20 protein-coding genes are annotated in these 24,954 nt (G+C 73.4%); 12 read left to right on the top strand and 8 right to left on the bottom strand.

Going from position 1 to position 24,954, the window contains the following annotated elements; genetic code table 11:
• Window position 1: 1 nt before the first annotated feature.
• On the bottom strand, window positions 2-952 hold the full coding sequence (locus ACPEH0_RS07275) for a phosphodiester glycosidase family protein (protein WP_366213633.1): 951 nt from the start codon (window positions 950-952) through the stop codon (window positions 2-4).
• Window positions 953-1,179: 227 nt separating this feature from the next.
• Here ACPEH0_RS07275 and ACPEH0_RS07270 point away from each other — a divergent pair, with 227 nt between their 5' ends.
• The gene (locus ACPEH0_RS07270; RefSeq protein WP_366213635.1) at window positions 1,180-2,562 is read left to right on the top strand and encodes a cytochrome P450; all 1,383 of its coding nucleotides are present in this window, start codon (window positions 1,180-1,182) and stop codon (window positions 2,560-2,562) included.
• Window positions 2,563-2,649: 87 nt separating this feature from the next.
• Window positions 2,650-3,714, top strand: a complete 1,065-nt coding sequence (locus ACPEH0_RS07265) for a YihY/virulence factor BrkB family protein (protein ID WP_366213637.1) — start codon at window positions 2,650-2,652, stop codon at window positions 3,712-3,714.
• 59 nt (window positions 3,715-3,773) lie between these two features.
• Here ACPEH0_RS07265 and ACPEH0_RS07260 read toward each other — a convergent pair whose 3' ends face one another.
• Window positions 3,774-3,977: a hypothetical protein gene (locus ACPEH0_RS07260; RefSeq protein ID WP_366213638.1), complete on the bottom strand. Its 204-nt coding sequence runs from the start codon at window positions 3,975-3,977 to the stop codon at window positions 3,774-3,776.
• Between the two features lie 157 nt (window positions 3,978-4,134).
• Between ACPEH0_RS07260 and ACPEH0_RS07255 the strand changes: the two genes are divergently transcribed.
• The 4 genes from ACPEH0_RS07255 (at window position 4,135) to ACPEH0_RS07240 (ending at window position 8,998) form a co-directional block, all read left to right on the top strand.
• Window positions 4,135-4,470 carry a hypothetical protein gene (locus ACPEH0_RS07255; protein ID WP_253034544.1) on the top strand — a complete coding sequence of 112 codons (336 nt, stop codon included), beginning with the start codon at window positions 4,135-4,137 and terminating at the stop codon, window positions 4,468-4,470.
• A gap of 47 nt (window positions 4,471-4,517) precedes the next feature.
• The gene (locus tag ACPEH0_RS07250) at window positions 4,518-5,351 is read left to right on the top strand and encodes an ATP-grasp fold amidoligase family protein (protein WP_366213639.1); all 834 of its coding nucleotides are present in this window, start codon (window positions 4,518-4,520) and stop codon (window positions 5,349-5,351) included.
• The gene (locus ACPEH0_RS07245; RefSeq protein WP_366213640.1) at window positions 5,348-6,547 is read left to right on the top strand and encodes a glycosyltransferase family 4 protein; all 1,200 of its coding nucleotides are present in this window, start codon (window positions 5,348-5,350) and stop codon (window positions 6,545-6,547) included. The genes ACPEH0_RS07250 and ACPEH0_RS07245 overlap by 4 nt, the downstream gene beginning before the upstream one ends.
• Before the next feature lie 216 nt (window positions 6,548-6,763).
• Window positions 6,764-8,998, top strand: a complete 2,235-nt coding sequence (locus ACPEH0_RS07240; RefSeq protein ID WP_366213641.1) for a beta-galactosidase — start codon at window positions 6,764-6,766, stop codon at window positions 8,996-8,998.
• A gap of 19 nt (window positions 8,999-9,017) precedes the next feature.
• Here the strand turns inward: ACPEH0_RS07240 and ACPEH0_RS07235 are convergent, their stop codons facing one another.
• The 4 genes from ACPEH0_RS07235 to ACPEH0_RS07220 are packed head-to-tail and all read right to left on the bottom strand — an operon-like array spanning window position 9,018 to window position 13,022.
• Window positions 9,018-9,815: a glycosyltransferase family 2 protein gene (locus ACPEH0_RS07235; protein ID WP_366213643.1), complete on the bottom strand. Its 798-nt coding sequence runs from the start codon at window positions 9,813-9,815 to the stop codon at window positions 9,018-9,020.
• The gene (locus ACPEH0_RS07230; RefSeq protein ID WP_359920968.1) at window positions 9,812-10,801 is read right to left on the bottom strand and encodes a hypothetical protein; all 990 of its coding nucleotides are present in this window, start codon (window positions 10,799-10,801) and stop codon (window positions 9,812-9,814) included. Before ACPEH0_RS07230 ends, ACPEH0_RS07235 begins: the two co-directional genes overlap by 4 nt.
• On the bottom strand, window positions 10,798-11,904 hold the full coding sequence (locus tag ACPEH0_RS07225; RefSeq protein WP_366213644.1) for a glycosyltransferase: 1,107 nt from the start codon (window positions 11,902-11,904) through the stop codon (window positions 10,798-10,800). Before ACPEH0_RS07225 ends, ACPEH0_RS07230 begins: the two co-directional genes overlap by 4 nt.
• Window positions 11,901-13,022, bottom strand: coding sequence for a hypothetical protein (locus tag ACPEH0_RS07220; protein WP_217529688.1), 1,122 nt, complete (start codon window positions 13,020-13,022; stop codon window positions 11,901-11,903). The genes ACPEH0_RS07225 and ACPEH0_RS07220 overlap by 4 nt, the downstream gene beginning before the upstream one ends.
• A gap of 126 nt (window positions 13,023-13,148) precedes the next feature.
• Between ACPEH0_RS07220 and ACPEH0_RS07215 the strand changes: the two genes are divergently transcribed.
• The 4 genes from ACPEH0_RS07215 (at window position 13,149) to ACPEH0_RS07200 (ending at window position 18,244) form a co-directional block, all read left to right on the top strand.
• The gene (locus tag ACPEH0_RS07215; RefSeq protein ID WP_366213646.1) at window positions 13,149-14,183 is read left to right on the top strand and encodes a hypothetical protein; all 1,035 of its coding nucleotides are present in this window, start codon (window positions 13,149-13,151) and stop codon (window positions 14,181-14,183) included.
• On the top strand, window positions 14,183-15,430 hold the full coding sequence (locus ACPEH0_RS07210) for a glycosyltransferase family 2 protein (protein WP_366213647.1): 1,248 nt from the start codon (window positions 14,183-14,185) through the stop codon (window positions 15,428-15,430). The genes ACPEH0_RS07215 and ACPEH0_RS07210 overlap by 1 nt, the downstream gene beginning before the upstream one ends.
• 534 nt (window positions 15,431-15,964) lie before the next feature.
• The gene (locus ACPEH0_RS07205; RefSeq protein WP_217529683.1) at window positions 15,965-17,032 is read left to right on the top strand and encodes a Gfo/Idh/MocA family protein; all 1,068 of its coding nucleotides are present in this window, start codon (window positions 15,965-15,967) and stop codon (window positions 17,030-17,032) included.
• Between the two features lie 30 nt (window positions 17,033-17,062).
• Window positions 17,063-18,244 (top strand): DegT/DnrJ/EryC1/StrS family aminotransferase, encoded by a 1,182-nt coding sequence (locus ACPEH0_RS07200; protein WP_366213650.1) that lies wholly within the window; start codon window positions 17,063-17,065, stop codon window positions 18,242-18,244.
• 228 nt (window positions 18,245-18,472) lie between these two features.
• Here the strand turns inward: ACPEH0_RS07200 and ACPEH0_RS07195 are convergent, their stop codons facing one another.
• Window positions 18,473-19,087: a WecB/TagA/CpsF family glycosyltransferase gene (locus ACPEH0_RS07195; RefSeq protein ID WP_366213652.1), complete on the bottom strand. Its 615-nt coding sequence runs from the start codon at window positions 19,085-19,087 to the stop codon at window positions 18,473-18,475.
• A gap of 715 nt (window positions 19,088-19,802) precedes the next feature.
• Here ACPEH0_RS07195 and ACPEH0_RS07190 point away from each other — a divergent pair.
• Entirely contained in the window at window positions 19,803-20,456 is a 654-nt protein-coding gene (locus ACPEH0_RS07190; protein ID WP_366213654.1) for an LPXTG cell wall anchor domain-containing protein, read from the top strand.
• Window positions 20,453-22,201 carry a DUF4012 domain-containing protein gene (locus tag ACPEH0_RS07185; RefSeq protein ID WP_366213656.1) on the top strand — a complete coding sequence of 583 codons (1,749 nt, stop codon included), beginning with the start codon at window positions 20,453-20,455 and terminating at the stop codon, window positions 22,199-22,201. Before ACPEH0_RS07190 ends, ACPEH0_RS07185 begins: the two co-directional genes overlap by 4 nt.
• Window positions 22,202-22,433: 232 nt before the next feature.
• Here the strand turns inward: ACPEH0_RS07185 and ACPEH0_RS07180 are convergent, their stop codons facing one another.
• Window positions 22,434-24,893, bottom strand: coding sequence for a helix-turn-helix transcriptional regulator (locus ACPEH0_RS07180; protein WP_366213657.1), 2,460 nt, complete (start codon window positions 24,891-24,893; stop codon window positions 22,434-22,436).
• Between the last annotated feature and the right edge of the window lie 61 nt (window positions 24,894-24,954).

Here is a 24,954-nt window from a genome sequence, read left to right as displayed (position 1 = left end):
CTCACTCCGCGATGTAGAGGATGTCGCTCGTGCCGCGCTCGCCGCCGTTGGAGGGCTGGTTCACGACCTCGCCGTCGAAGAACATCGTCGACGACCCGCCGCCGTCGAGGTTGTACGCGGTCTCGGCGCCGAGGTCGATCATGATCTGGGCGAGCTCGGTGAGGGTCGCTCCGCGGCTGTAGCCCTCGCTGCGGCCGTCGACGACGACGAAGACGAGATGGTTGTCGTCGATCACGCCGACGGCGGTGCGGGGCTGCTCGCCCTGGATCGAATGGTTGCCGACGTTGGTGTCGACCTCGACGTCCTCGATCCCGGCCACGACAGCGCCGTCATCGACGAGTGCGGGGCCGAAGCTGAGGGTGTTCCAGACCCCGTCGGCGAGCAGCTGGTCGGCGCTCGCGGCCGTCTCGTCGTAGACCTGCACCGTTCCGTCGGTGTAGAAGGCCAGCCCGGCGCGGGCGGGGGAATCGCGGTAGACGACCCCGTTGCGGATGACGATGCCGGTGTCGCGGAATCCGTAGTAGTCGCCGTTGATCGCGAACACGGCGCCGTTGTCCTCGGCGATCCCGCTCGTGGTCTCGGTGATGTTCTCGCCGAACTGATCCTTCGCGAACGCGGAGCGCAACCGGGTCGCATCCGAGAGGACCACATCGGCGACGTAGTACGTGAGGGTGTCGTCGCCCGAACCGGTGACGACCTGCGACACGGTGACGGTGGTCTCGCCGTCCGAATAGGTGTCGCCCTCGACGACACCCGCCGGGTTCGTCGCCGACGTCGTCGGCTCGATGGCCGAATTCTCGGCCTCGTACGCCGAGACGTCGGAGATCTCGACGTGCTCGATGAGGAAGCGGTCTGCGGCCCACGCCGTGGCCCCTCCGACGGCGAGGGCGACGGTGAGGCCGCCGGCGATGAGGGCGGCCCGAAGGTGGTGCGGTTTCGTGGTGTGAGGCATGCCTCCAGGAGTACGGACGCGAGGTCGGGCGGATGTTGACCGATCCTGAGAACGGGATTAACGACGCCCTCCCGATAGGGCACGGTCAGGCGGTCGCTTCCCCGGAGGATTTCGACGTCTGGTACGACGACGGCCCTCGCAGCGACTGCGAGTGACGCGGGGTATCACATGGGTCCCGCGGGCGCACGCCCCTGGCCGGCACGGCTGCGCGCTGCGAGCGTCGGAGCATGCCGACCACTCCTGAGTCCACGACCGACGCCCCGCAGACCCGCGCTGGGCAGGCAGCGGATCCCACGCTCGGGGTCGTGTCGCGGCCCGCATGGCGCGACGACTCCGCTTCCCTCCTGACCCGCGGCTACCGCTTCGGCGAGGGTATCTGGCGGCGCGTGCCGCGCGGCGCGCGCTCGGCGCCGATGCGGCTGCTGTTCTCGGACGCCCTGCTGGTGCGCGGAACGGAGGGGGTCGCAGCGTTCTACGACGACGCCCGGGTCTCACGGCACGGCGCCATGCCGCCGTTCATCCAGGAGACCCTCTTCGGGCACGACTCGGTGCACAGCCTCGACGGCGACGAGCACCGGCACCGCAAGGCGACGTTCGTCTCCGCGCTGTACGAGGACGAGCAGGTCGCCCGGCTGCGCCCGCACCTCGAGCGGGAGTGGCGGCACGAGGTCGACGCGTGGATCGCCGGCGGAACGCGGTCGGCGTACGACGCCGCCGTCGATGCGCTGGGCCGCGCGATCATGCGGTGGGCGGGGCTCCCCGGCACCGGCGAGGCGAAGACGCGATGGGCCCGCCGGCAGGCGCAGATCGTCGACGGATTCGGTGTGCCGTACTCCCCGGAGTACCTGCTCGCCGCTCTGAACCGGCGGTGGTCCGACCGCCACGCCGAGCGTCTCATCCGCGCCGTGCGCGCAGGCCGCCTCGACGCGCACCCGGGAACCGCGCTGGCCGCCTGGGCAGGGCACCGCGACAGCGCCGGTGAGCTGCTGCCCGCTCGCCTCGCGGGGGTGGAACTGCAGAACAGCTTCCGCCCGATGATCGCCGTCGCCCGGTTCACCGCCTTCGCCGCGAAGCGGCTGCAGGAGCACCCGGAATGGCGCGAGCGCATCGCCGCGGAGGTCGCCGCGCGGGGATCGCTCGTCGACGGCCCGCTCGCGACCGCGTTCGCACAGGAGATCCGGCGCACGTCGCCGTTCGTCCCGATGCTGCCGGCCTTCGCGACGCAGGACATCGAGGTCGACGGTCGTACGGTCCGCGCCGGCGGGCGCATCGTGCTCGACATCCTCGGCACCGACACCGACGAGGGGTCGTGGGAGCGCGCCGACGTCTTCGATCCCGAGCGCTTCGTCGGTGTCGACGACTACGAGGCGATCACCGCGTTCGTGCCGCACGGGGGTGCGGACGTCGCGACAGGGCACCGCTGCCCGGGCGAGAAGCTCGCGATCGCGGGGCTCGCGGCATCCATCAGCGCTCTGAGCGACCCCCGCCTGGCGATCCTGCCCGCAGGACTCGAGGTGAACGAGCGACGGATGCCGACGAAACCCCGCTCGGGCGGCCGCGTCCGGACCGCGGGATCGACGGGCGGCGCGCGCTGCCCGTTCCACCGCTGACGCGATGCCACGAACCGGGGCCGCGTGCAACCCCCTCTGAACCGGACCGTGTCGGCCGCAGGGTGACCTCCGACCGGGAGGACCACCATGGCCGAGCAGAACACCACGCAGACGACACGCACCGACGCGCCCGACCCCGAGGCGTCGCGCAAGCCCGACTCCGTCGGCGACGTGAAGAAGCGGTCGTGGAAGTACGTCCTGGGCAAGACGATCCGCGAGTTCAGCGCGGACCAGTGCACGGATGCCGCAGCGGGCCTCACCTACTACGGGGTGCTCGCGCTCTTCCCGGCCCTCATCGCGATCTTCTCGCTGCTCGGCGTCGTGGGACAGGGGCAGGCGGCCGCCGACGCGGTGCTCGGCATCGTGCGCGACGTCGCGCCCTCCGACACGGCGAGCGCGCTTGAGGGTCCGATCCAGCAGATCGCGTCGTCGCCCGGTGCGGGACTCGCCCTCGTGCTCGGCATCGTCGTGGCGCTGTGGTCGGCTTCGGGGTACGTCGGGGCCTTCTCCCGGGCGATGAACCGGATCTACGAGATCGAGGAGGGGCGCCCGTTCTGGAAGCTGCGCCCGATGCAGCTGCTCGTGACGCTCGTCGCGGTGGTCTCGCTCGCCCTCGTCGCGCTCGGCCTCGTCCTCTCGGGCGACGTCGCCCGAGCGATCGGGGAGACGGTGGGCCTCGGCGACGGCGTGCTGCTCGCGTGGAACATCGCGAAGTGGCCCGTCATGCTCTTCGTCGTCGTGTTCCTCGTCGCGGTCCTGTACTACGCGACACCCAACGCGAAGCAGCCGAAGTTCCGCTGGATCAGCATCGGCGCGCTCATCGCGATCGTCGTGATGATCATCGCCACCGCCGGGTTCGCCTTCTACGTCGTGAACTTCTCGAACTACGACCGGACCTACGGCTCACTCGCCGGCGTCATCGTGTTCCTGCTGTGGCTGTGGATCGCGAACAACGTGCTGCTGTTCGGCGCGGAGTTCGACGCCGAGCTCGAACGGGGCCGCCAACTGCAGGGCGGCATCGCCGCCGAGGAGGACATCCAGCTGCCGGCCCGCGACACGCGGAAGTCCGACAAGCAGGCCGCGAAGGAGCAGAAGGACATCGACGAGGGTCGCCGCATCCGCCTCGCCCACGGTGAGGACGAGAACCGATGACCGGCGCCGAGACCCCCACCCGCCTGAAGCGGGGCATCACCGGTCCGCTGAGGCCGGCGTCAACGGCCGGTGGGCGGGAGCTTCGCCACGCCGTGCCGATTCGGCTCGTCCGGTTCGGCGGCCGTCGCGGGCGACGCGGCGGAACCACCGTGGGAGGAGTCCGTTCCCGGGTAGGACGGCTCCTCGATCTCGACCGCGCGGTCGCGGTCCTCCTTCTTCGGCAGGTGGTCGAGTGGCTGTCGGATGTCGTCGGATTCGCTCATGCCCACACGCTCCGCCGCGAAGGACGGCCGCGGCAGGGGGTTGCGAGCGGCCGGCGACTGTGATGGACGAATCACCTCGCGACGCCGCAGTGTAAGAGACGGATGCCGGGGGCGCGACCCCCCTCGAATCTCGACCGACGGCGGGCACCATCGAGCAATGCTCGAGCTGCACTATTCCGACGGCTACGTCGTCACGACGGGCGCGATCGCCGACGCGGTGCTGCGTTACGCCAAGACCCTCGCCGAGCAGAAGGCCTCCGACCTCATCACGGTGCCCATCGCGACTCCGGAGGGCCCCGCTGTCTCGTCGATGCTCATCGGTCCCGCGAGCCAGCTCTACACGACGCCGCACTCCGGTGCTGCGGCGGACCTCGACGACGAAGCCGCCGTCATGGACCTCCTCAGTCGCAACGACCGTCTCGTGCACCCGCCCGAGACGGTCGGCGAGTACCCGTACGAGGAGGACGACCCCTGGTACGAGGAGTCGTTCTGAGACGCGCACGCCTGCGGGAGCGCAGCCGCCTCGTCCGCGCCTGGCGATTGTGGCGGACGCGGCATCCGGTCACCTTCCGCGACAAGGTCCGCTACAAGATGCTCCGCGACCATCGGCCCCTCGTCGTCACCTTCGCGGACAAGGCGGCGGTGCGCGATCACGTGGCCGACCGTGTCGGCGTGCGGTATCTGCCCGATGCCGCCGTGTTCGATTCGCCGACCGAGCTGCTGACGGCGGAGCTGCCCGACGCGTTCGTCCTGAAACCGACGCATGGCAGCGGGGCGGCGATCATCGTCTCGCCGTCCGCGCCGGTGGACGCGCGTCTGCCCGAGGACGGCAGCTGGGTCTATCGTCACGTCCGGCCCGAGCACGCCCCGCCGGAGCATCTCGTGCGCCTCGCGACGGACTGGCTGTCGCAGCTCTACGGGCAGGGGCCGAACCGGGAGTGGGTGTACGGCCGGGTGCCGCGGCGGATCATCGTCGAGGAGATGCTCGGCGGCGTGACGGACCGCATCCCCGACGACCTCAAGCTCTTCGTGTTCCACGGCCGGGTGCAGTACGTGCAAGTGGATGCCGGGCGCTTCGCCGGTCGCACGCAGGACTTCTTCGACCGCGACTGGACCCATCTGCCGCTGAGCGGCGGTCCGCCGTGGGCCGATCCGACACCGCCGCGGCCGGCGGGCCTCGACGAGATGATCCGCGTCGCCGAGGCGCTCGGCGCGGACACCGACTTCGTGCGCGTCGACCTGTACGACGTCGACGGCCGCATCGTGTTGGGCGAACTGACGAGCTTCCCCGCCCGTGGCGACAGCCCGTTCCACCCGGAGTCCTTCAACACGGAGTTCGGTCGACACTGGACGGTGTCGAGGCGATACCGATGACCGAGCGCTGGCTCGTCGCCACGACCGAGTACGCCGGCGTGACGTCGTACACCGGCGGCATCGGCAGGCACTACGCCGCCCTGCTGCCGGCCCTCGCCGCGCAGGGGGCCGAGATCGACCTCGTGGTGTTCACGGACGGTCCCGAAGAAGCAGCGGGTGCCCCCGGCATCCGTCGGCTCGTCGTCCACCGGACCGGGGGGATGCCGCGGCTCGCAGCGCTCCTGGATCGCCCCCGTGCCCTGCGGCGGGCGTACCTGGCCGACACCTACGCCCGCGTCTTCGTGCCGGAGTGGATGGGGCTCGGTGCGCTGCTGCCGCGCGACGCCCCGCTCGTGACGAACCTCGCAACAGGCGTGGACCTCGCGCACGAGATCTCGGGCCTGCGGCTCGCCGACCTCCCGGCGCCGAGTCGCCCGGCTGTCGTGGTGCAGAGCCGCCTCGAGGCGCGGCAGGTGCGCCGCTCGGCCGGGATCGTCGCGATCTCGCACGCGATGGCCGACCGGGCGGAGCGCATCTGGGGACGGATGCCGCGAGTCGAGGTCGTCCGCAACTGCATCGACGTCGCGGCGGTGCGGCACGCGGCGGCGACGCGCAGGCCGCCGGCGGGCTGGCCGGGTCCGGACGGCCCGATGGTCTTCTTCCTCGGCCGCGCCGAGCGGCGGAAGGGCGTGGTCGACGGCGTCGACGCCTTCGCGCGGGTCGCGCAGCGGCATCCCACCGCCCGCCTCGTGCTGGCCGGTGCCTGGGGAGACGACCGCTTCGAACCGTCGCGGGCGGCCCTCCTCGACCGGGTGCCGTCCGCGGCGCGCGATCGGGTGACGTTCCTCGGCCATGTGTCGGGCGACGAGCTGTACGGCGCGATCGCGGCCGCCGACGTGGTGATGTGTCCCTCTCGGTGGGAGGGCTTCGGAAACGTGGCCGTCGAGGTGATGGCCGCCGGGGCGCCGCTGGTCGTCACCTCCGGCAGCGGATTCGACGACTTCTGCACCGATGGCGCCGACTGCCTCATGGTGCCGCCCGCCGATCCGGAGGCCCTCGCGGCCGCGCTCGCCACCGTGCTCGACGACCCGGGCGCCGCCCGCCGACGGGCGACGCGCGCTGCCGCAGGAGTCGACCGCTTCGCCCCCGCGCCGGTGGCGGCCGACCTCCGGGCGGCCGTCGATCGGATGCTGTCGCGCGCGGCCATCCCGGCGTAGGGTCGCGCTGTGCGCCCCCTCCGGTACTCCAAAGGGGCTGTACACCGCCGGGGTCACCCTCGCGACGACGCTCGCCGGGTGGGGACTGATCGACGAGTACACGTTCGCGTCCGGAGTGGTGGCGGAGACCTACGTGCCACGGCGGTGACGCGCGGCGGCGGCGCGGACCCGCCCTAGGCTGGAACGCCCGGCCTGCCGCCGCACGAGAGGGTGCCCGTGAAGACGACCGACGCGACGATGCTCACCGCCGAGATCCGGGGGTGGGACGCGCCGCGGCGCGTGCATCCGATGACCCCGGACCCGCAGGGCCCCCTCGTCCTCACCGATCGGCACCTGCTGCGGCACGGCCGGCCGCATATCCCGGTGTCCGGCGAGTTCCACTTCACGCGCGTGCCCCGCTCCCAGTGGGATCGACGTCTGCGACTCATGCGCGCCGGCGGACTCACCGCCGTCGCGGCGTACGTCTTCTGGAACCATCACCAGCCCCGGCCGGACGCGCTGCCCGCCTTCGACGACGGGCGCGATGTCGCCGCCTTCGTCGACGCCTGCGTGCGCGCCGACCTCGACGTGATCCTGCGGATCGGCCCGTGGTGCCACGGCGAGGTCAGGAACGGCGGCTTCCCGGATTGGGTGCAGGACGCGGACGTCGCCCACCGGACGGACGACCCCGCCTACCTCGCGCTCGTCCGCCCGTGGTTCGAGGCCCTGGGCGCTCAGCTCGAGGGTCGTCTCGGGGGCACGAGCCGGGTGATCGGCGTCCAGATCGAGAACGAGATCTACGACCAGCCCGACCACATCGCGACGCTGAAGACGATGGCGATCGAGGCCGGTCTCGCCGCGCCGCTGTACATGGCGACCGCGTGGGGCGGGGCGCAGTTGCCCGCGGACGAGGTGCTGCCGATGTTCGGCGGGTACGCCGACGGTTTCTGGGTGGATGCCGACGCGCCCTGGGACGACACGTTCCGCGAGCACTTCTTCTTCCGCCACGTGTGGGACGACCCGGGCATCGGTGCCGACGTCCGCGAAGCGCAGGGCGACGAGGCCGCAGCCTCGCGGGGCTCGCTCCCGGACGGGTTCCCGGCCGTGACCTGCGAGTTGGGCGGGGGCATGGCGACGGCGTACCACCGCCGGCCGGTCCTCGACGCCGAGGACATCGCCGCGGTGGCGAATGTCAAGATCGGCAACGGCTCGGCCTGGCAGGGGTACTACATGTACGCCGGGGGCCTCAACCCCGCGCCCGACCTGCAGGAGTCGCAGGCCACGGGGTACCCCAACGACCTGCCGGAGTTCGACTACGACTTCCACGCGCCCATCGGCGCCGCCGGTGTCCCCACCCGCACCCACGCGCTGCTGCGCACGCAGCACGCGTTCCTCCGCTTCTTCGGAGAGCAGCTCGCGGACATGCCCTCCACCCTTCCCGACGTCGTCCCGTGGGGCGTCCACGACGTGTCGACGCCGCGGTGGGCCGTGCGCTCGGACGGCCGCTCCGGCGTCGTCTTCGTCACCTGGCAGCAGCCGCACGACGCCCTGGAAGACTTGCCCGCCGCGCGCTTCCACCTCTCGCTGCCGGATCGCACCCTCGTCTTCCCGGATGAGCCGATCGCCATCCCGCGAGGCACCGTCGCGCGCTTCCCCTTCGGTGTCGCCGCGGGCGGACTCACCGTCGACTGGGCCACCTCGAGTCCGCTCTCGCGGCTCACCCGGCCCGGGGGCGGCACCGTCCTCGTCCTCCTCGCGTCGGAGGGCATCGCCCCGCGGGTGCAGGTCGCGGGCGAGGTCCGCCAGGCGGAGGGCGACGTGTGGTCCTGGGCCGTCGGCGACGACGCCGTCGTCGTGCTGAGCGCTGCGCACGCGGCCGACGTGTGGGTGATGGGCGACGAGGTGTACGTGAGCGACGACGAGATCGACGTCGACGACACCGGGGTGTCGGCCTGGGCGCGCACCGGCGCTGCCGTGCAGTGGCTCGATCCGGTCGCCCTGGAGTTGCGCACCCTGCCGCCCGAGGGCCCCGACGTCGTCCCGGCTCGCGCGCTGCAGGTCACGCCGGGAGCGACGGGCGCGGGACCCGCCGCCGGCTACGGCGAGCGGAACGGCCGTGCGGCGGCCCCGGGCGCGGCACGCGTCGTGCGCGACGGCGACACGTGGACCGTCGACATCCCGGCGGACCTCCGGGTGCATCCGCTCGAGGCGACCGTCGACTGGATCGGCGACGTGGCGGTGGTCCGGGCCGACGGGGCGATCCTGAGCGACCGGTTCTGGGACGGGACGCCGTGGATCCTCCGCATCCCCGCCGGCACGGCCCGCCTGACCTTCCACGTTCTCGGGATGCACCCCGACGCGCCCGTGTGGCTGCGCCCCGCCGCGCGCGATCGCCTCGCCGCCGGCGGTGCGCAGGGCGTCCGGTCGGTGACGGCGCAGCCGGCCGACCAGCGACGTCGATTCCGCCGGTGACGGCGCCGATCGGGAGCTTCTAGGGCACGCGGCGCCAGCCCGCGGCATCCCGCGTCACCGCGCCGCCCCGCTCGAACGCGTCGAGCCAGCCGGTCATGGGCCACTCGCCCCAGCGCGCGGCGAACAGCGCCCCGTTGCGGAGGATGTCGTCGAGGTGCTGCCAGGGCGGCGAGGTCGTCGGGTGGTACTGGTGGTACGCGTGGGCGCCACCCGTCCACACGAGGGGCACCTCGTGCTCGCGCATCCGGAACGCGAAGTCGGTGTCCTCGCCGCCGTACCCCTCGTACGCCTCGTCGAAGCCCCCGATCCGTCGCCACGTCGCGGGGGAGAGCGCGAACGACAGCGACCAGAACAGCGGGTACTCGCCGGCTGTCGCGGTCCGTTCCGTCTCGTCCGGCGGCATCGGCCGCGCCGGGTGGGGGGAGGTGAGCGCGGCGAGCTGCGTCGAGTCGGATGCCGACACCCCCTCGGCGAGGTACGTCACCGGCCCGCACAGCACGGCGTCCGGGTGGCGGACGGCGGCCTCCCGATAGCGCCGCACGAGATCCGGGCCGGGCACGCAGTCCGCGTCGAGGAAGACGAGCAGGTCGGCGCCGTCGGCGGCGGCCGCTCCCGCGTTCCGGGCGGCGGCGAGGCGCAGTCCGTCCGCGCCGGGCGGGACCCGGAGCACGGTCTCGGCGTCCAGGACGGGCGGATCCTCGTCCCCGATCCACACCACGACACGACGCACGTCGGGTGCCCCGGCGAGGGCCCGCAACTGCACCCGCAGGTGCGCGAGCCGGGGGCTCGAGCACAGGCTCACGACGGCGACGCTCATCGCCGACCGCGCATCGTGTCGGTGATCGCGGCGGCGGCGCGCTGCGGCGCCCCCGCGACCTCCCAGCGCTCCCACTCCGGCCGCGCGGTCGCCGCCCGCTCGATCAGGTCGGGCCACTGCGCCGCGGTCGGCCACGAGTCCTCGACCTGCGCGAGGTTCGCCCGCCGGAGCGCGCGCCCCGTCTCGCGCTGCTCGTCGAACGGCCTGTCCTGCGGGATCACGATCGCCGACGCCCGGGCCGCCGCCAGATCGGCGACCGCGTTCTGGCCGGCCCACGACACGACGACGCCCGCGGTCGCCAGCACCGGCCACGGATCGTCGGCCCACGCGCCGCCCCCGAGCGCCCGCCACGGCCGGCCGGTGGCCTTCTCGGCATCCCGGATCGCGGCCGGTCTGACGGTCCCCCCGCTCGCGAGCAGCACCACCTCGTCCGAGCGCGGCCCGTTCGCGACGCGCGCGGCGAAACGGCTGATCCCGCCCGTGTGCACGACCTTGTCGCCGAGCGCCTCGAGGTGCGGGGGCGAGAGGATGCCGCGGGCCCACGGTGCGATCACGGTGTCGGCGGCGGCGAATCCCAGCAGGTGCGGCCGGTCGATGCGATGCCCCGGCTGCGTGACGACGACGGTCCGCAGCCCCAGCAGGCGCGCGAGCAGGGTCACCTCGACCGAGGTGTCGACGACCATCCCGTCCCAGTGCCGTTCCGCCGCCGCGGCGGCGATGACCGAGAGTCGGGTGCGGTGCCCGACGTGCCCGATCGGGGCCCAGTGCAGCATCCCGTCCACCGTCGGGTCGATCGGCGCGCCGCCGTCGTCGTCGCGGTCGAGCACGGTCCAGGTCCAGCCGGACGGCAGGCCCGCGGGCGCCGCGAGGCTGCTGACGGCGTCGACCTCGGCATCCAAGTGCGGCGCGATCGCGAGCAGCCGGGTCAGGTGCCCGCGGCCGTGGTGATGCACGTACCAGCCGAGCCGGGGCGTCCGCCCGGTCACGCGGCGGTCTCCGTCGCGAGCATCCGGGCGAACGTCGCCTCGAGCGCGTCGATGCGCGCGTCGAGCGAGAATCGGCGCTCCGCCGTCTCGCGCACGACGGCACGGAACGCGGCATCCTTCCCGCTCGGCAGCACGGCCGCGGCCCGCTCGGTCATCGCGAGGACGTCGCCGGGCGCCACGAGCTGCATCCCCATCGTCGCGGCCGCGATCTCGGGAACGCCGCCGACCGCGAACCCCACCACCGGCGTGCCGCACATGAGCGCCTCGGGTCCGACCAGCCCGAACGGCTCGGCCCAGGCGGGGGTCGCCAGGGCGAGCCCGCTCCGCCCGACGAGCTCCGCGAGCGGTCCGGGCGCGAGCTCGCCGGCGTACTCGACCGCGGCGTGGATGCTCGGCAGGAGCACCTCGCGCGCGTACGACTCGTCGCCGATCCGGCCGGCGATCACGAGGCGGCGACCGAGCCGGCGCGCGACCTCGACGGCGACGTGGGGAGCCTTCTCGGGGACGATCCGGCCGAACCACACGAGGTCGTCGCCCCCGGGGCCGAGCGGCCACGCGGCCGGGTCGACGCCGTTCGGCAACAGCTGCGAGGGCACACCCGCGGCATCCCACTGCCCTTTCGTGTGCGAACTCACCGCGAGGAACCGTGACCCCGCCCCTCCCGCGGCGACGTGGGCGGCCACGGCTGCGGCGTCGACCGGCGTGTGCAGGGTCGTCACCATCGGCACGCCGAGGGTGTTCGCGCGGCGCAGCGGCAGGGGGTCGAGGCAGTGGTTCGAGACGACGTCGTACCGCCCGGGATGGCGGGCGATCCCGCTGAGGGCACGGTCGAGCGCCGGGGCGCTCTCGCGGTGGTAGCTCTCGGGCCACGTCTTGTCGGTCGGTGCGGCATCGCCCGGCCACACCACCGGCGGCAGCCGGAAAGCCGCCTCGTCGGGCAGGAAGTCCGACCCCTCGGGGGCGATGAAGGTCACCTCGTGCCCGCGGCGGCGGAGCGCGTCGACCTCGGCCCAGACGGCGGACTCCAGACCGCCCGCGTGCGGGCGCCGGATCGGGAAGCGCAGCGGGGCGATCACGACGATGCGGAGCGGACGGGCGCTCACGCGGTGCGGCTCTCGAGCAGGTGCCGGTAGAGCTCCGCGTGACGCTCGGCGATCGCGGCATCCGTCACGGCGCGCAGCGCCCGGCGCTCGTCGACGAGGGCGTCGCGCGCGGCGCTCGCCGGACGCGCCGACGGGGCGATCCACAGGCCGGCGAGGGCCTGCGCGAGCTTCGCGGCGTCGCCGGGCGCGAACGAGGCGACCGTGTCGTCGGCGTGCTGCTCGGCGAAGAACCCGATTCGCGGGGCGGCGACCGGGACGCCCAGGTCCCAGCACAGCTCGAGCCATCCCGAGTGCGTGCCGTGCCGGTAGGGCAGCACGCACGCGTCGAGGCTCGCGAGGGCCGCGAACAGCTCGTCGTCGGCGAGACGCTCGTGCTCGACGAGGTCGAGGACAGCGGATGCCGCGCACAGCGCGCGCACCTCGGCTGCGGCATCCGCATCCCGCACCCGACGGTGCAGACGCACCTCGCCGCGGACGTCGTGGCCCGCGTCGCGCAGGGCGGTGAGCGCGGCCTCCAGCGCCCGGACCGTGCCCGGTCCGTCGACGCTCGGCCGGAGGTCCTTCAGATGCACGCCGACGACGCGGCCCGCACCGAGCGCCGGTTCGATCGCGGCGGATCGCGGCAGGACCGACGGATGCGGGATGACGGTCGCGTGCCCACCCCAGCGCTCGCGCACCGCGCGGGCGGCGCCGACCGTGAGGGTCGTGACCGCGTCGGCGCCCGTCACGAGCTCGTCGAGCTGGGCGAGGTAGCCGGAGTCGTCGGTCAGCTGCGGGTGCTCGAGGTCGTGCAGCGTGTAGACGACGGGCCAGCCGACGGCGTGGGCGGCCTCGAGGCACGCGGTCAGGTGTCCGGGCGGGAACGACTCGGTGCCGAAGTGGATGTGGAGGAGCGATGCGGCATCGGCGTGCGCACGGATCCAGGTCGGGTCGAGGGCGGCGGGCGGCCACCACACCGCGGGGTCCGCTCCGGGGGCGACGGGGTCGGGGAGCACGCTCACACGCGGATCCGCCGTCGTCTGCCGGACGTACGGGTGGCCGGCGGGGACCGAGACGATCGTGATCGCTCCGGTCCTCTCCGCACCCGCGGGGGCGACGATCGGCGTGCTCGTGTCCACTGTTCTCCTTTTGACGGCGTCGCGCCGACCGAGAAGTGGGTGCGCGGGAACGCCCCGACCGTAGGCGCGTCAGGCGTCGGATCGAGAGGGCTTGACCTCGCTCCCCCGGGCGGATAACCATGCCGGGTGATCTCCGCGCCTCCGCTCCTGCTCGTCCTCGGTCCGGAGGGGCACGGTGTCACGCGGTACGGCGACGATGTCGCCCGCGCCGTCGGGGCCCTCCGTCCCGGCGCGCGGACGGTGCGCGTCGCGGACGTCGCCGCCGGCGACCGGGCGCTCGCCGTGCTCGACGCGGGTGCGCGCGTGCATCTCCACGCCACCGACCGCCTCTTCGGCAGGACACCCGAGGACGCCGCCGACGTCGTCGAACGCTGGGCCGAGCGGGTGCGGCTGACCCTCACGCTCCACGACGTGCCGCAGCCCTCCGACGGCACGATGTTCGAGCGCCGCCGCGCCGCCTACGCGCGGATGGTCGCCGCGTCCGCCCGGGTCGCCGTCAACAGTCGTCACGAGCAACTGCTCATGGACGAGTTCCTGCCCGGCGCCGCCCGTGCCGAGGCGATCGCGCTCGGGGCGCGCACCGGCATCCCGCCGTCGCACCCCGGCGAGGCGACGCGCGACCTGCGCGTCCTCATCGCCGGCTTCGTCTACCCCGGAAAGGGCCACCGTCCCGCCGTGGTCGCGGCGGCCCGGGCCGCCGACGAGCTCCGCCGCCGGGGCGAGGAGGTCAGCGACGTCGCGGTGCGCGCGATCGGCGCGCCGTCGCGCGGCCACGAGGAGGACGTCGTCCGGTTGCGGGCGGATGCCGCCGAGCTCGGCGTCGCGTTCGAGGTCACCGGATTCCTGGGCGACGACGCCTTCGCCGCCGAGCTGCTCGCCCCCGGCATCCCCCTCGCGGCGCACGAGCACGTGTCGGCCTCGCGGTCGATGCTGGACTGGGTCGAGGCGGGCCGCCGCCCGCTGGTCGTCGACTCGCGCTACGCCGCCGAGATGGATGCGCTCCGCCCCGGCACGCTCGCCCGCTACGCCCCCGACGAGCTCGCCGCCCGCGTCGTGGACGCCTGGCTCGATCCGACGTCGACGCGGCTGGCTCCCGGTGCCTCGCTCGCGCCGACGCTCGACGACGTCGCCGCGTCGTACCTCGCCTGGTGGGCGGCCTGATGCCGGAGGGCATCGGCCTGCCGGGCAACCGCTGGGACCTGCTGGACGGACGGGAGGCGACACCCACCGTCTCGGTCGTCGTCGCGCACTACGAGCAGCCCGCGCAGCTGGCGCGGTGCCTCGCAGCCCTCGCCGGCCAGGACCACCCCCGCGACCGCCTCGAGGTGATCGTCGCGGACGACGGCTCGGCCGTGCCGCCGCGGGTGCCGGCGGGCGTCCGGCTCGTCCGGCAGGCCGACGAGGGATTCCGCCTCGCCGCGGTGCGCAACCTCGGCGCGGCGCACGCGACGGGGGAGGTGCTCGTCTTCCTCGACGCCGACACGGTCCCCGAGCCGGGCTTCATCCGTGAGCTGACGCGGATGCCGGGGCTCGCCCCGGACGTCGTCGCGGTCGGGCGACGGCGCCACGCCGACCTCGCGAACGCTCCCGCCGTCGCCGACGTGCGCGGGGTCGTCGCGGGGCGGGAGCTCCCCGAGCCCGCATGGCTCGCCGACGCCTACCGGTGGTCGCGCGATCTGCTCGACGCCGACGACCGCAGCTACCGGCATACGATCGGCGCCGTGCTCGCGTGCTCGCGGACGATGTTCGCGGCCGCCGGCGGCTTCGACGAGTCATTCCGGGCCTACGGCGGGGAGGACTGGGAGTGGACATACCGCGCGTGGCTGCGGGGAGCGGTGCTCGCGCACGTGCCGTCCGCGGTGGCGTGGCACGACGGTCCGGATGCGGGTGCGCGCGAGGGGGCGGGCCAGGCGGACCGGAACGCCGAGGCGATGCTGCTGTCGGAGCTGATCCCGGTGCCGGGCTCGCGACCCCGCGGGCTGCCGACCACGCGGGTCGACATCGCCGTGACCGCGCCGGAGGGCGCCTCGGAAGCCGCCGCGTTCGTGAGCGTCGACTCCGTCGTGGCGGCGGTGCCCGGATCCGCCGCCGTCGACGCCGCGGACCTGGCCGCAGGGCGCGGCGTGCTCGATCGGGTGCGGCTGCACCTCGAGATCGTGCGACCGGTCCGCGCGGGCGCGGGCCTTCACGCGGTCGTGGAGCGGGTCGCCCAGGAGGGCCTCGGCGTCGCGAGCCTCACCGGTGAGGACGGCGCGGTGCTCCTCCGCATCCGTTCCCTCCGGGCCGCGGCGCGCGAGGCACGCTGGCAGCGGGACGACCTGTTCCCCCGCACGACGGAGACCACGGACGCGGTGCGCGCGCTGGTCGGCGAGCCCGATGTCGCCGCCTACCTCGGCGGGTGGGGCTGAACACCCACGGGATTCACAGAGCGGGTCGCCTTGTGCCCGCCGCCCCCGTCTGGTTTCATAGCCGCGGGGACACCGGTCGTGCCCGCCTGGGGAGGCGAGCACAACGGCGACGAGTGGGATCGTCGACGGCGCCGGTCTACCGTCCGCACCTCTTGCTCGGGGTGTGGGCGTTGTGGGGGAGAGCATGGGGACTGCGGGGACACTCGGCGTACACCGGACGGGTCCGACGCGCATCGACGCGCGTGCGACCACCGCGCGACCGCGCCGCGCCACGGCCGTCCGGACGCCGTACGCCGCCCCGGTCCTGCGAGCGCCGCGCGTCGCCATCCGACTGACGGAGCGCTCCGAAACACTTCCGCAGCTCTGCGCTCGCTCGGCGACCGCAGTGCGGGTACATGACATCGCGGACGGCCCTCGGAGGGTCGCCGCGAGACGACACCGGTGCGGCGGCGATCGCCCCCACCGGTGGGCGGCGACAGCCGTCGGGGGGCGCTCGTGGGGAGCGTGATCCGTGGGGGGAATCCGGGGGACGAAGTGAAGAGACGACTGAATGTCGCCGTGATCGGCGCGGGATATTGGGGGCCGACCCTGGCGCGCACGCTGCGTGCCAGCCGTGAGTGGAGCCTCGCCGCCATCTGCGACATCGACATCGACCGAGCGCGCCGCGCCGCGGACGCCGTGGGCGGTGCCCGGGTCGTCCCCGAGCTCGATTCCGTGCTGGCCGACCCGCAGATCGACGCCATCGCGATCGCGACGCCCGCATCGACCCATCACGAGATCGCGATGGCCGCGCTCGAGGCCGGCAAGCACGTGCTGGTCGAGAAGCCGCTCGCCGACACCCAGCAGCGCGGCGAGGAGATGGTCGGGCGGGCATCCGAACGCGGCCTCGTGCTGATGGCCGACCACACGTCCTGCTACACGCCCGCGGTGATGAAGATGCGTGAGCTGATCGCGAGCGGCGAGCTCGGCGACATCCTGTTCATCGACAGCGTGCGCATCAACTTCGGTCTGGTCCAGCCCGACGTGGACGTCTTCCGCGACCTCGCTCCGCACGACCTGTCGATCATGGACTTCGTGCTGCCGGGTGGCCTGCGGGCGACCTCGGTGTCGGCGCACGGATCCGACCCGTTGAACACCGGCAAGTCGTGCATCGGCCACCTCGCGATGCCGCTCGCGGGCGGGGCGATGGCGCACGTGCACGTCAATTGGCTGAGCCCGACCCGTACGCGCCGCATGGTGATCGGGGGCACCCGCCACACCCTGGTGTGGGACGGCCTGAACACGCAGCAGCGGCTCACCATGTACGACCGCGGCGCGGACGTCGCATCGATCTCGCGCGCGACCGCGAAGGAGCGACGGGAGGTCAGCATCCCGTACCGGGCGGGCGCGACCCGCGCGCCGGCGCTCGAGGAGCGGGAGGCGCTCACGCTCGTCGTGAGCGAGTTCGCCGCCGCGATCCGTGAGAAGCGCGCCTCGCGCACGAGTGGCGCGTCCGGGCTTCGGGTGCTGTCGATCCTCGACGCCGCCGCGGGCAGCCTGGCGGCCTTCGGTGCGCCGCATCCGATCCCGCACGCCCGCTCCTCTGCCGTGGTGGCGGCATGAGCCGGTCGCGCCGCCACGGGCGGGCCCACCATGGCTGAGTGGGAGATCGGCGTCGACGCCCCCTGGCTGGGCCAGGCCGAGCTGAACGCGGTCGCCGAGGTCATCGCGAGCGGCTGGGTGGGGCAGGGCCCGAGGGTGGCGCGCTTCGAGCAGGACTTCGCCGGTCTCGTCGACGCGAACTACGCCGTTGCGACCGCCAACGGCACCGACGCCCTGCATCTCGCCCTGCTCGTCGCAGGGGTGCGGCCCGGCGAGGACGTCGTCGTCCCGTCGTTGGCATTCATCGCCACCGCGAACGCCGTGCGCTCGGTGGGGGCGACACCGGTGTTCGCCGACGTCGATCCGGTCACCGGGACCGCGACCGCTGCCACGGTCGAGCGTGCCCTCACCCCGACGACGACCGCGGTCATCGTCGCGGACCACGGGGGCTCTCCCGTCGACCTGCAGAGCATCCGCGACGTCACGGACCCGCTCGGGATCGTCGTCATCGAGGACACCGCCGGCGGTGTGGGCTCGACCTGTCACGGCCGCCCCGTCGGTGCCGCGGCCGAGATCGCCACCTGGTCGTTCGACGGCCGCGCGATCCTGACGACGGGTGACGGCGGCATGCTCACCACGACGCACGCTGCCTGGGCGGCGCGGGCGCGGCGGCTGCGCGAGCACGGCATGATCACCCCGTCCGCCGATCCGCGTCCCGGCTCGGTGCCGCCCGCGGAGGAGTACCGGGAGGTGGGTGGGGACTCGCGCCTGACCGACCTGCAGGCCGCCGTGGGGATCGTCCAGCTCGGTCGCCTACCCGAGATCGTGCGCCGCCGTCGGCAGATCGCCGACCGGTACCGCGACGGCCTCCGGGACGTGCGGGGGCTGCATCTCGCGGCGGACCCCGCGTGGGGAACGGGCAACGTCGGATCGTTCTGGGTCGAGGTCGAGGACGCGTATCCGGTCGACCGCGACGGACTGCTCGCCGCGCTCGCCGCCGCCGGCATCGCCGTGCGACGGGGCGGCTCGGCGATCCACCGCCACGCGCCGTACCGTGCGCTGACACCTCCCGACGGGCTTCCCGGGTCGGAGCGGTTCGCCGATCGCACGCTCGCCCTGCCCGTCTCGCGCACGCTCACGGCGGCGCAACAGGATCAGATCGTGGCGATCCTGCGCGACCCGGGCGCACCCGCGCTCGCGAACGCGCAGACGGTGACGCGCTCGGGTCGCTGAGCGAGGCGCTGCCGTCGCTGAGCGAGGCGCTGCGCGCTGCGGTCGCTGAGCTGGGGCATCCCGCTCAGCGCCGGGCGCCGCGGTGCGTCGCGGGCTGACGGTCCGTGGCGCGCCCAGGCGGCAGAGCGGTCGTGGAAGAGCCGGCGCTCGGGCCGCGCCGGCTGATCCACCAGGCGGGCACGGACGGACGGGGGGGAGGTCCGGCCGTGCCCGCGTGCGGGTGACGGTTCACGCATCATGAGGAGCCGAGGATCGGCGGACGGCCTGGGAGGCCGGGGGTCCCTCGACGAGGTACCGCTTCGCCCATCGCTTCGGCTCGAGCGCGAGCCGCCACACTTTGTCGAGTCGTCCGCGCGCGCCGTCGGCGAGGATGCGCGGGACTCGATCGGTCAGAAGATCGCCGAGTGCGTCCACAGCAATCAGGGCGCGTGCGCCCGTCAGTTCGCCGTAGGTGCCGATCCAGTCCGTCTGCCGGTGCGTCTGCAGGCAGACGACCACGAGGTCGGCCTCGGCGTGCCGGATCTGTTCGGCGATGTCGAGGGAGGTCTCCCGCGACCGGATCGCGGGGTGCACCGGCGTCCAGTGGCCGATGAGGGCCACGCCGGGTCGGTCGGCGACCATGCGCCGGTGGAGCTCCTCGCGCTGGGCGGGTGAGCCGCCGACGACGGCGACGCGCCAGTGTGCCGCGTCGGCATGCTCCAGGATGGCGCCGGGCGTCAGACCGCCGGGCGTCGAGCGCTCGCGCAGACCCTCAGCAGGGTACGGGGCGACGGGCGATGCCGGCGACGGGGTGCGGCGCTCAGCGACGGCTGCGGAGTGCGGCGTGGGCGCAACAAGGCGCATGTGCATCAGCGGACCGCCCTCGCGGTCGGGGTGATGCCGCCGGAGACCGTGGTGCGGCCACGGCTCCGGCGGCGATCACGCGGGCCCCGGAGTGCCTCGCGCACCGATGGTCTCGTCGGATCGACGAGCGCGTCACGCAGACGCGCACCCCTGTTCCGTTCTGTCCCCATGAACGTTCCATCCCCCGAAAAACATCGACGCAAGTGTGGCTCGCGTCCCCCGATGTGCGGATCCGATCCGCGATTCCCCGTGTGCGGCGCCGCCCCCCAGCGACACCGCTCGATGCACCGACCCCTCGGCGCACCCTCTTTCTCTTCCCCCAGAAAACCCCGCCCACCGCCCCATACGGTGTGCGGAGTAAGGGCTCTTCGCACGAGTTCGATGCGCGAACGAAGACGTACGAAGAGCCCAGGCAGATATGGGTACGGCCCCCAAGCTCGCCCCCACTCCTTCTGCGGCCGCCATGTGCCGTGTCGACTCCCCAAAGCCTCTGCGGCGGCGATATCGGAGACGCTACAGGTGACGACGGTGTCCACCAATAGGGGGACGAACCTAATCTCCTGTCCCCCAGATGGGGGACAAGTAGGGAGGAGGATTAGGGGGTTGCGGGGCAGAACACGGGAGGTCCGCCGGCGGCACCGGCGGTAACGTGGCGACTGAAGAACGAGCGAGCGCCCATCCGAGGCGCCGCCTCGTCGCCTTTGGGGAGGCAGACATGTGGGGGGAACTTTGGCGTGCCGCGATCGTGGGCGCCGTCATCGTCGGTGCCGGCTCGGCACCGGCATTCGCGGCCGACGGGTCGTACGTCCCGAACACTCCCGACGAGTCGGGACTGAACGGGTCGGTCGTGCAGTCGCTGTGCGTCCACCAGGCACCGGCGATCGACTACTCGATCGTCCGTGTGGATGCATCGGCGGCTGCACGTACCGCGTCGGCGCCGTCCGCCGAGCTCGTCATCTCCGGGGACGGTCACCAGCTCTCGGTGCCGCTCACGGTGGACGACGCCGGTGAAGGGCACGGCACCGTGCTCTGGCCGGGCGTCGAGGTCGACGGCGACGGCACCGTCGAGGCCCTTCCCGGCTGGGTGCGCTCCGGCGATCAGTGGACCCCGCGCGACGACGCAGCCGCGTGGACCACGGGGGCCGTGACTGCCGAGCTGCGCGTCGGCGACGAGAGCATCGCCGTGCCGCTGGCCTACCCGGGCTACTCCGACACGTGCGCCACGCCGACGGGGGTCGCCTCGAACGGCACTCCCGGAACGCTGGCGTTCACGGGCGGGCAGTGGCCCATCGCGGCCGCCGTCGGTGGCGCCGCCGCCGTCGCCGGAGGGCTCTTCCTGATCGCGCGCCGCCGCCGGGTCGAGTCGTGACGAGGCGCCGTCGACTCCTCTGGGTCGCCGGCGCTCTCCTCCTCCTCGGCACCGTGGTCGCCGTCGTCCATGTCGGGCGATCCGCCTGGGACCTGCAGCGGGCCCTGACGGCTGCGACGGAGGATGCCGCCGTCGCCACGACGGCCGTCGCGGAGGGCGACATCGACGGAGCTGAACGCGCGGCATCCCGACTCGTCGCCGAGATCGCGCCGGCGATCCCCGACGATCCGGTCTGGTCCGCCGCCGAGGCGATCCCGGGGGTGGGTGCGAATCTCTCGGCGGCGCGTCGCGCGGCGACCGCGATCGTCCGAACGGGCGAGGAGGTCGCCCCGACGATGTTCGAGACGGCGCGGCGACTGACGGATGCCGACGCCCCCGCCGCGGTCCGAGCCCTGCGCGAGGCCGCCCCGGCGCTGAGTCGGGCGGCCGCCACGCAGGACGACATCGCGCGCGATCTGGCGGGCATCGACCGTACCGCCCTGATCCCCCGGCTCGCCGACGGCGTCGAGCGCGTGACCGATGCCGTCGACGATCTCCGGACGGCGATGGACGGAGCCGCGCAGGCTGCCGAGCTGGTCCCGGCGATGCTCGGGGCCGACGGCGACCGTCGCATCCTCATCGTCCTCCAGAACACCGCCGAACTGCGTACCGGCGGCGGCATCACCGGGACGTTCCTCGAGCTCCGGGCGAGGGACGGCATTCTCTCGCTCGAAGCCCAGCGCGACTCGTCGGACTTCTCGCCGTCCGACAAGCCGCTCGGCACCGTGCCTGCCGCCGAGGTCCGAGCGCTCGGGGACGGCATCGGTCGGTACGTGCAGAACACGTCGATGACCGCTGACTTCCGTGTCACGGCGAACCTCGCCGCCGCGTGGTGGCAGAAGTCGGGCGGGTCGGCCCCGGATGTCGTGGTGTCGATGGACCCCGTCGTCCTCGCAGCGATCCTGAAGGCGGTCGGCCCCGTCGAGACGCGATCGGGTGCGCTCGATCAGTCGAACGCGATCGACCGGCTGCTCGTCGAGCCGTACCGCACCCTCGATCAGGACGCGCAGAGCCGGTACTTCGCGGATGCCGCGGGGGCCGTCTTCGCGGCGGTGACCGAGCGCGCACGCCCGCTGACGCTGGTCACCGCGCTCGCCGGCGTCGTCGAGGAGGGGCGCATCTCGATCTGGAGCCGCGACGCGAAGCAGCAGGCGGTTCTCGCCGGCACGGCGTTCGCCGGTCCGCGCGCCCGCCTCGACGCGGCCGGTCCGGATGCGTTCGCCGTGTACTTCAACGATGCCACCGGAGGCAAGCTCACGCCCTACCTGACCGTCGGGCTGGAGACCCGCTCTGGTGTCTGTCGCGCCGACGGCCTGCGGGAGGTCGAGGTGGCGGTCGACCTGGGGAACACCCTGGCGGCGGCGGATGCGTCGTCGCTGCCCCTCAGCGTCACCGGCGGCGGGGCCTACGGCGTGAAGGCGGGAAACATCGCGCCCACGGTGACGGTGGTGACGCCGCGCGGCTGGTTCGCCGGCGGTGTGACGCTCGACGGCGCGCCCGTCGCATCCGTCGATGCGCAGGACGACGGTCGTCTCTCGGTCACCCATCGTGTCGAGCTGTCGCCGGGAGGATCCGACGTGCTGACCTTCCGATTCGTGGCCGGTTCCGACGTGAAGACGGACGGCGCGGAGCCACGGCTTCTGCACACGCCGCTTCTCGCTCCCGTCGATGTGCGCTCGGGTCGGATCGGTTGTCCGGCCGCCTGATCCACGTCGTTCACCTCAAGATCCGGCGTCATGCCTGGCCCGGCGGTGCGCTTTCCTTTAGCATGTGAGAGCCATCCCCCATCGGTTGCCGAACCGTTCCCCAAGCGGTCTCGACGCGTACTGTCCCCAAACTTGCGCGTCTCCGGCGACCTGGATGGTTTCGCGGACCCTCTCCCGCCGCAGTCCCCACTGAACTGGCCGGAGGGGGTCCGCTCTTCTCGAGCGGTCCTCGTCAGCGGCTGCCGCCCGCGTCGGTTGCGCCGTCGTCGGTGCCGACGATCGCCTGCAGCTTGGCGATGAGGTCGGTGCGCGAGGTCGCGCCCAGTCGGCGGCGAATGCGCGCGATGTGGTGCTCGGCCGTCCGAGGTGAGATGAAGATCGCCTCGCCGATCTCGGCATACGTCATGCCGCTGAGCACCAGGCCGGCGACCTCGCGCTCCCGGGCGCTCAACAGCCCGCTGTCGCCGAGGGCCACGTCGTTGCCCGAGACCCCCGGTCCGGCATTCGGGTGCAGCGCGCGGGCGAAGGTGGCGAGGCGCGTGCCGGCGCGGCGATCGCGGGAACGCTCGGAGAGCGAGATCGCCAACCGTGCGCCCTCCCAGGCGAGCCCCACCTCGGCCAGGCGCGAGGCGACCTGCTCGATGCGATCGATGTCGCCGTCGTCGACGCCGCTGCGCGACCACTCGCCGACCGCCACCGACAGGGTGGCGGCGAAACGGGAGCCGCGTGCCGCGGCTGACAGCGCGCGCGCCGCGTGCGCCTGTCCGTGCGCATCCCGTGCGAGCAGCGCCCGATGGTAGGTCGACCAGTGGAACGGCGTCGACCACATCGACGGGTCGCCGAGACCGCGCAGGATGTCCGTCAGCGCCTCGATCGCGGGCAGGACACGCTCCGAGTCGTCGAACAGCGGGGCGGTCTCGATGAACTCGCGCAGCGGGTGCAGCAGGTAGAGGTCGGGTTCGACATGGCGGACGTCGTCCCGCACCCGCTCCCACAGCGCACGCAGTTCGTCGAGCGACCCGTAGCGCCGCACGTGCGCGAGCATGACCGAGTCGCGGACCAGCACTTCGCGGCTGCTCAACGGCAGGGCCGAGGCGTCGACGTCGGCGAGTCGCGCCGCGGATTCCTCCGGATGCTGCCGGTGCACCGCGACCCACGCGGCCCACAGAAGCAGTCGCGAGCGGGCCCAGGGGCCGCCGTGCTCCTCCATCAGCGCATCGGCGAGGAGGTTGCCGGCCGTATCGAGCTCGCCGATGTTGATCGCGCCGATCGCCGCGATGACGGCGGGCAGCTCGGGCACAGGCCCGTGCTCGTTCGAATCGCCGTACGTCGCGCTGGCCCGGATGAGCTCGTTGAAGGCGGTGCCCGTCGCGGCGGCGAGGGATGCCGCGAGCCCCCGCAGCAGCTTCACGTAGGCGACGTGGAGGGTGGTCGGGATGCCGCTCACTCCGCTGTCGACGATGCCGAGCGTGTCGTGCATCGGCTTCGCGTCGCCGGTGCCGAAGGCCGAGAGCGCCCCCTGCGCGCGCAGGACGAAGTCCGTGGTCGGTTGGGCGCGGTAGGTCGCGGCGCTGGCGCGGAGCAGACCGCGGGCGCTCCACGCCGAGCCGAGGATCCGCAGGGCCTCGTCGCCCTCGTCCCCGGTGGCCCCCCGGACGACGGAGTCGACGAGGGATGCGGCCTCGTCGACATCCCCGCGATGCCAGGCCATCCGAGCCTTGCGGATCGCGATGAGCGGCGCGTCGTCGCCGGCCGCGAGCGCGGCGTCGTAGAGCTCCGTGGCGCGCAGCGGATCGTAGCCGGCCGCCTCGTCGGCCTGGCCGCGGAGGGCGAGAGCCAATCGCGGGTCCAGATGACCACCGAGAGAGGTGGCGATCTCGGGGTCGAGGGGCGAGAGCGGGGCGGTGTCGAGCAGGTCGATGAGCTCGGCGACGGGGGTCGTCCGGGCGACGGTCGTCCGGACGATCGGCACGGGGCGCCCGCCGCGCAGCAACAGTCCCTCGGCGTGGCCGCGGGAGAGCGACTCCGTGGCCGCGCCGTCGATGGTGGGGGGCAGGTCGTCGCCTGCGAGGCTGGCCAGACGCACGATGCGCGCTGTCTCGGGGTCGAGGGTGTCCAGCCGCAGGGCGATGACTTCGCCGACGGCGCGGGCGACCCGTTCGTGGGAGTGGTCGTGGCAGAAGCCGTCGCCGTGCGCGGAGAGGGCCTCCTTCACGAGCCAGGTGACGGATGCCGCCATCTGCACGATCGCGCCGACGCAGCCGGTGTCGATCGTGCGTCCGGCTGCGGACAGCGCGCGGAGGACGTCCTCGGTGTCCACCTGACCGAGGGCGAGGGCGGGGTGCGACTGTTCGATCCGTCGGATCAGCGCCGTCAGGGTCGGCGGCCACGGCGACGGCCGACAGGCGAGGATGAGCCCGGTACGCGGGTCGTCGAGCGAGGCGGTCAGCGCGTGCAGCTCGTCGTCGGCGAGGAGATGGCCGTCGTCGATGATCCGCGTGTGGGGGAGGGTGGGGAGGCGATCGGCGATCTGCGCGAGCAGCGGCGACTTGTCGGACCCCGCAGGACCGATCAGGACCAGGCGCAGCGGTCGGTCCGGCTCCGAGAGGGCCCTCTCGACGTGGCTGAGCGCGAGCTGAGGCCACAGCGGAAGGGTGGGCGGAAGGTCGGCGGACAACGCAGCGAGAGCCATGCGTACCCTTCTCCCTCCGTCGGGACGAGCACGCCGCTTTCTCGCGCCGACCACCTCGCGC

Source organism: Microbacterium sp. NPDC079356, from assembly GCF_049545465.1.
Taxonomy (GTDB): domain Bacteria; phylum Actinomycetota; class Actinomycetes; order Actinomycetales; family Microbacteriaceae; genus Microbacterium; species Microbacterium gawkjiense.
Note: the sequence above shows the minus strand (reverse complement) of the source record. Positions and strands in the feature narration are given on the sequence as shown.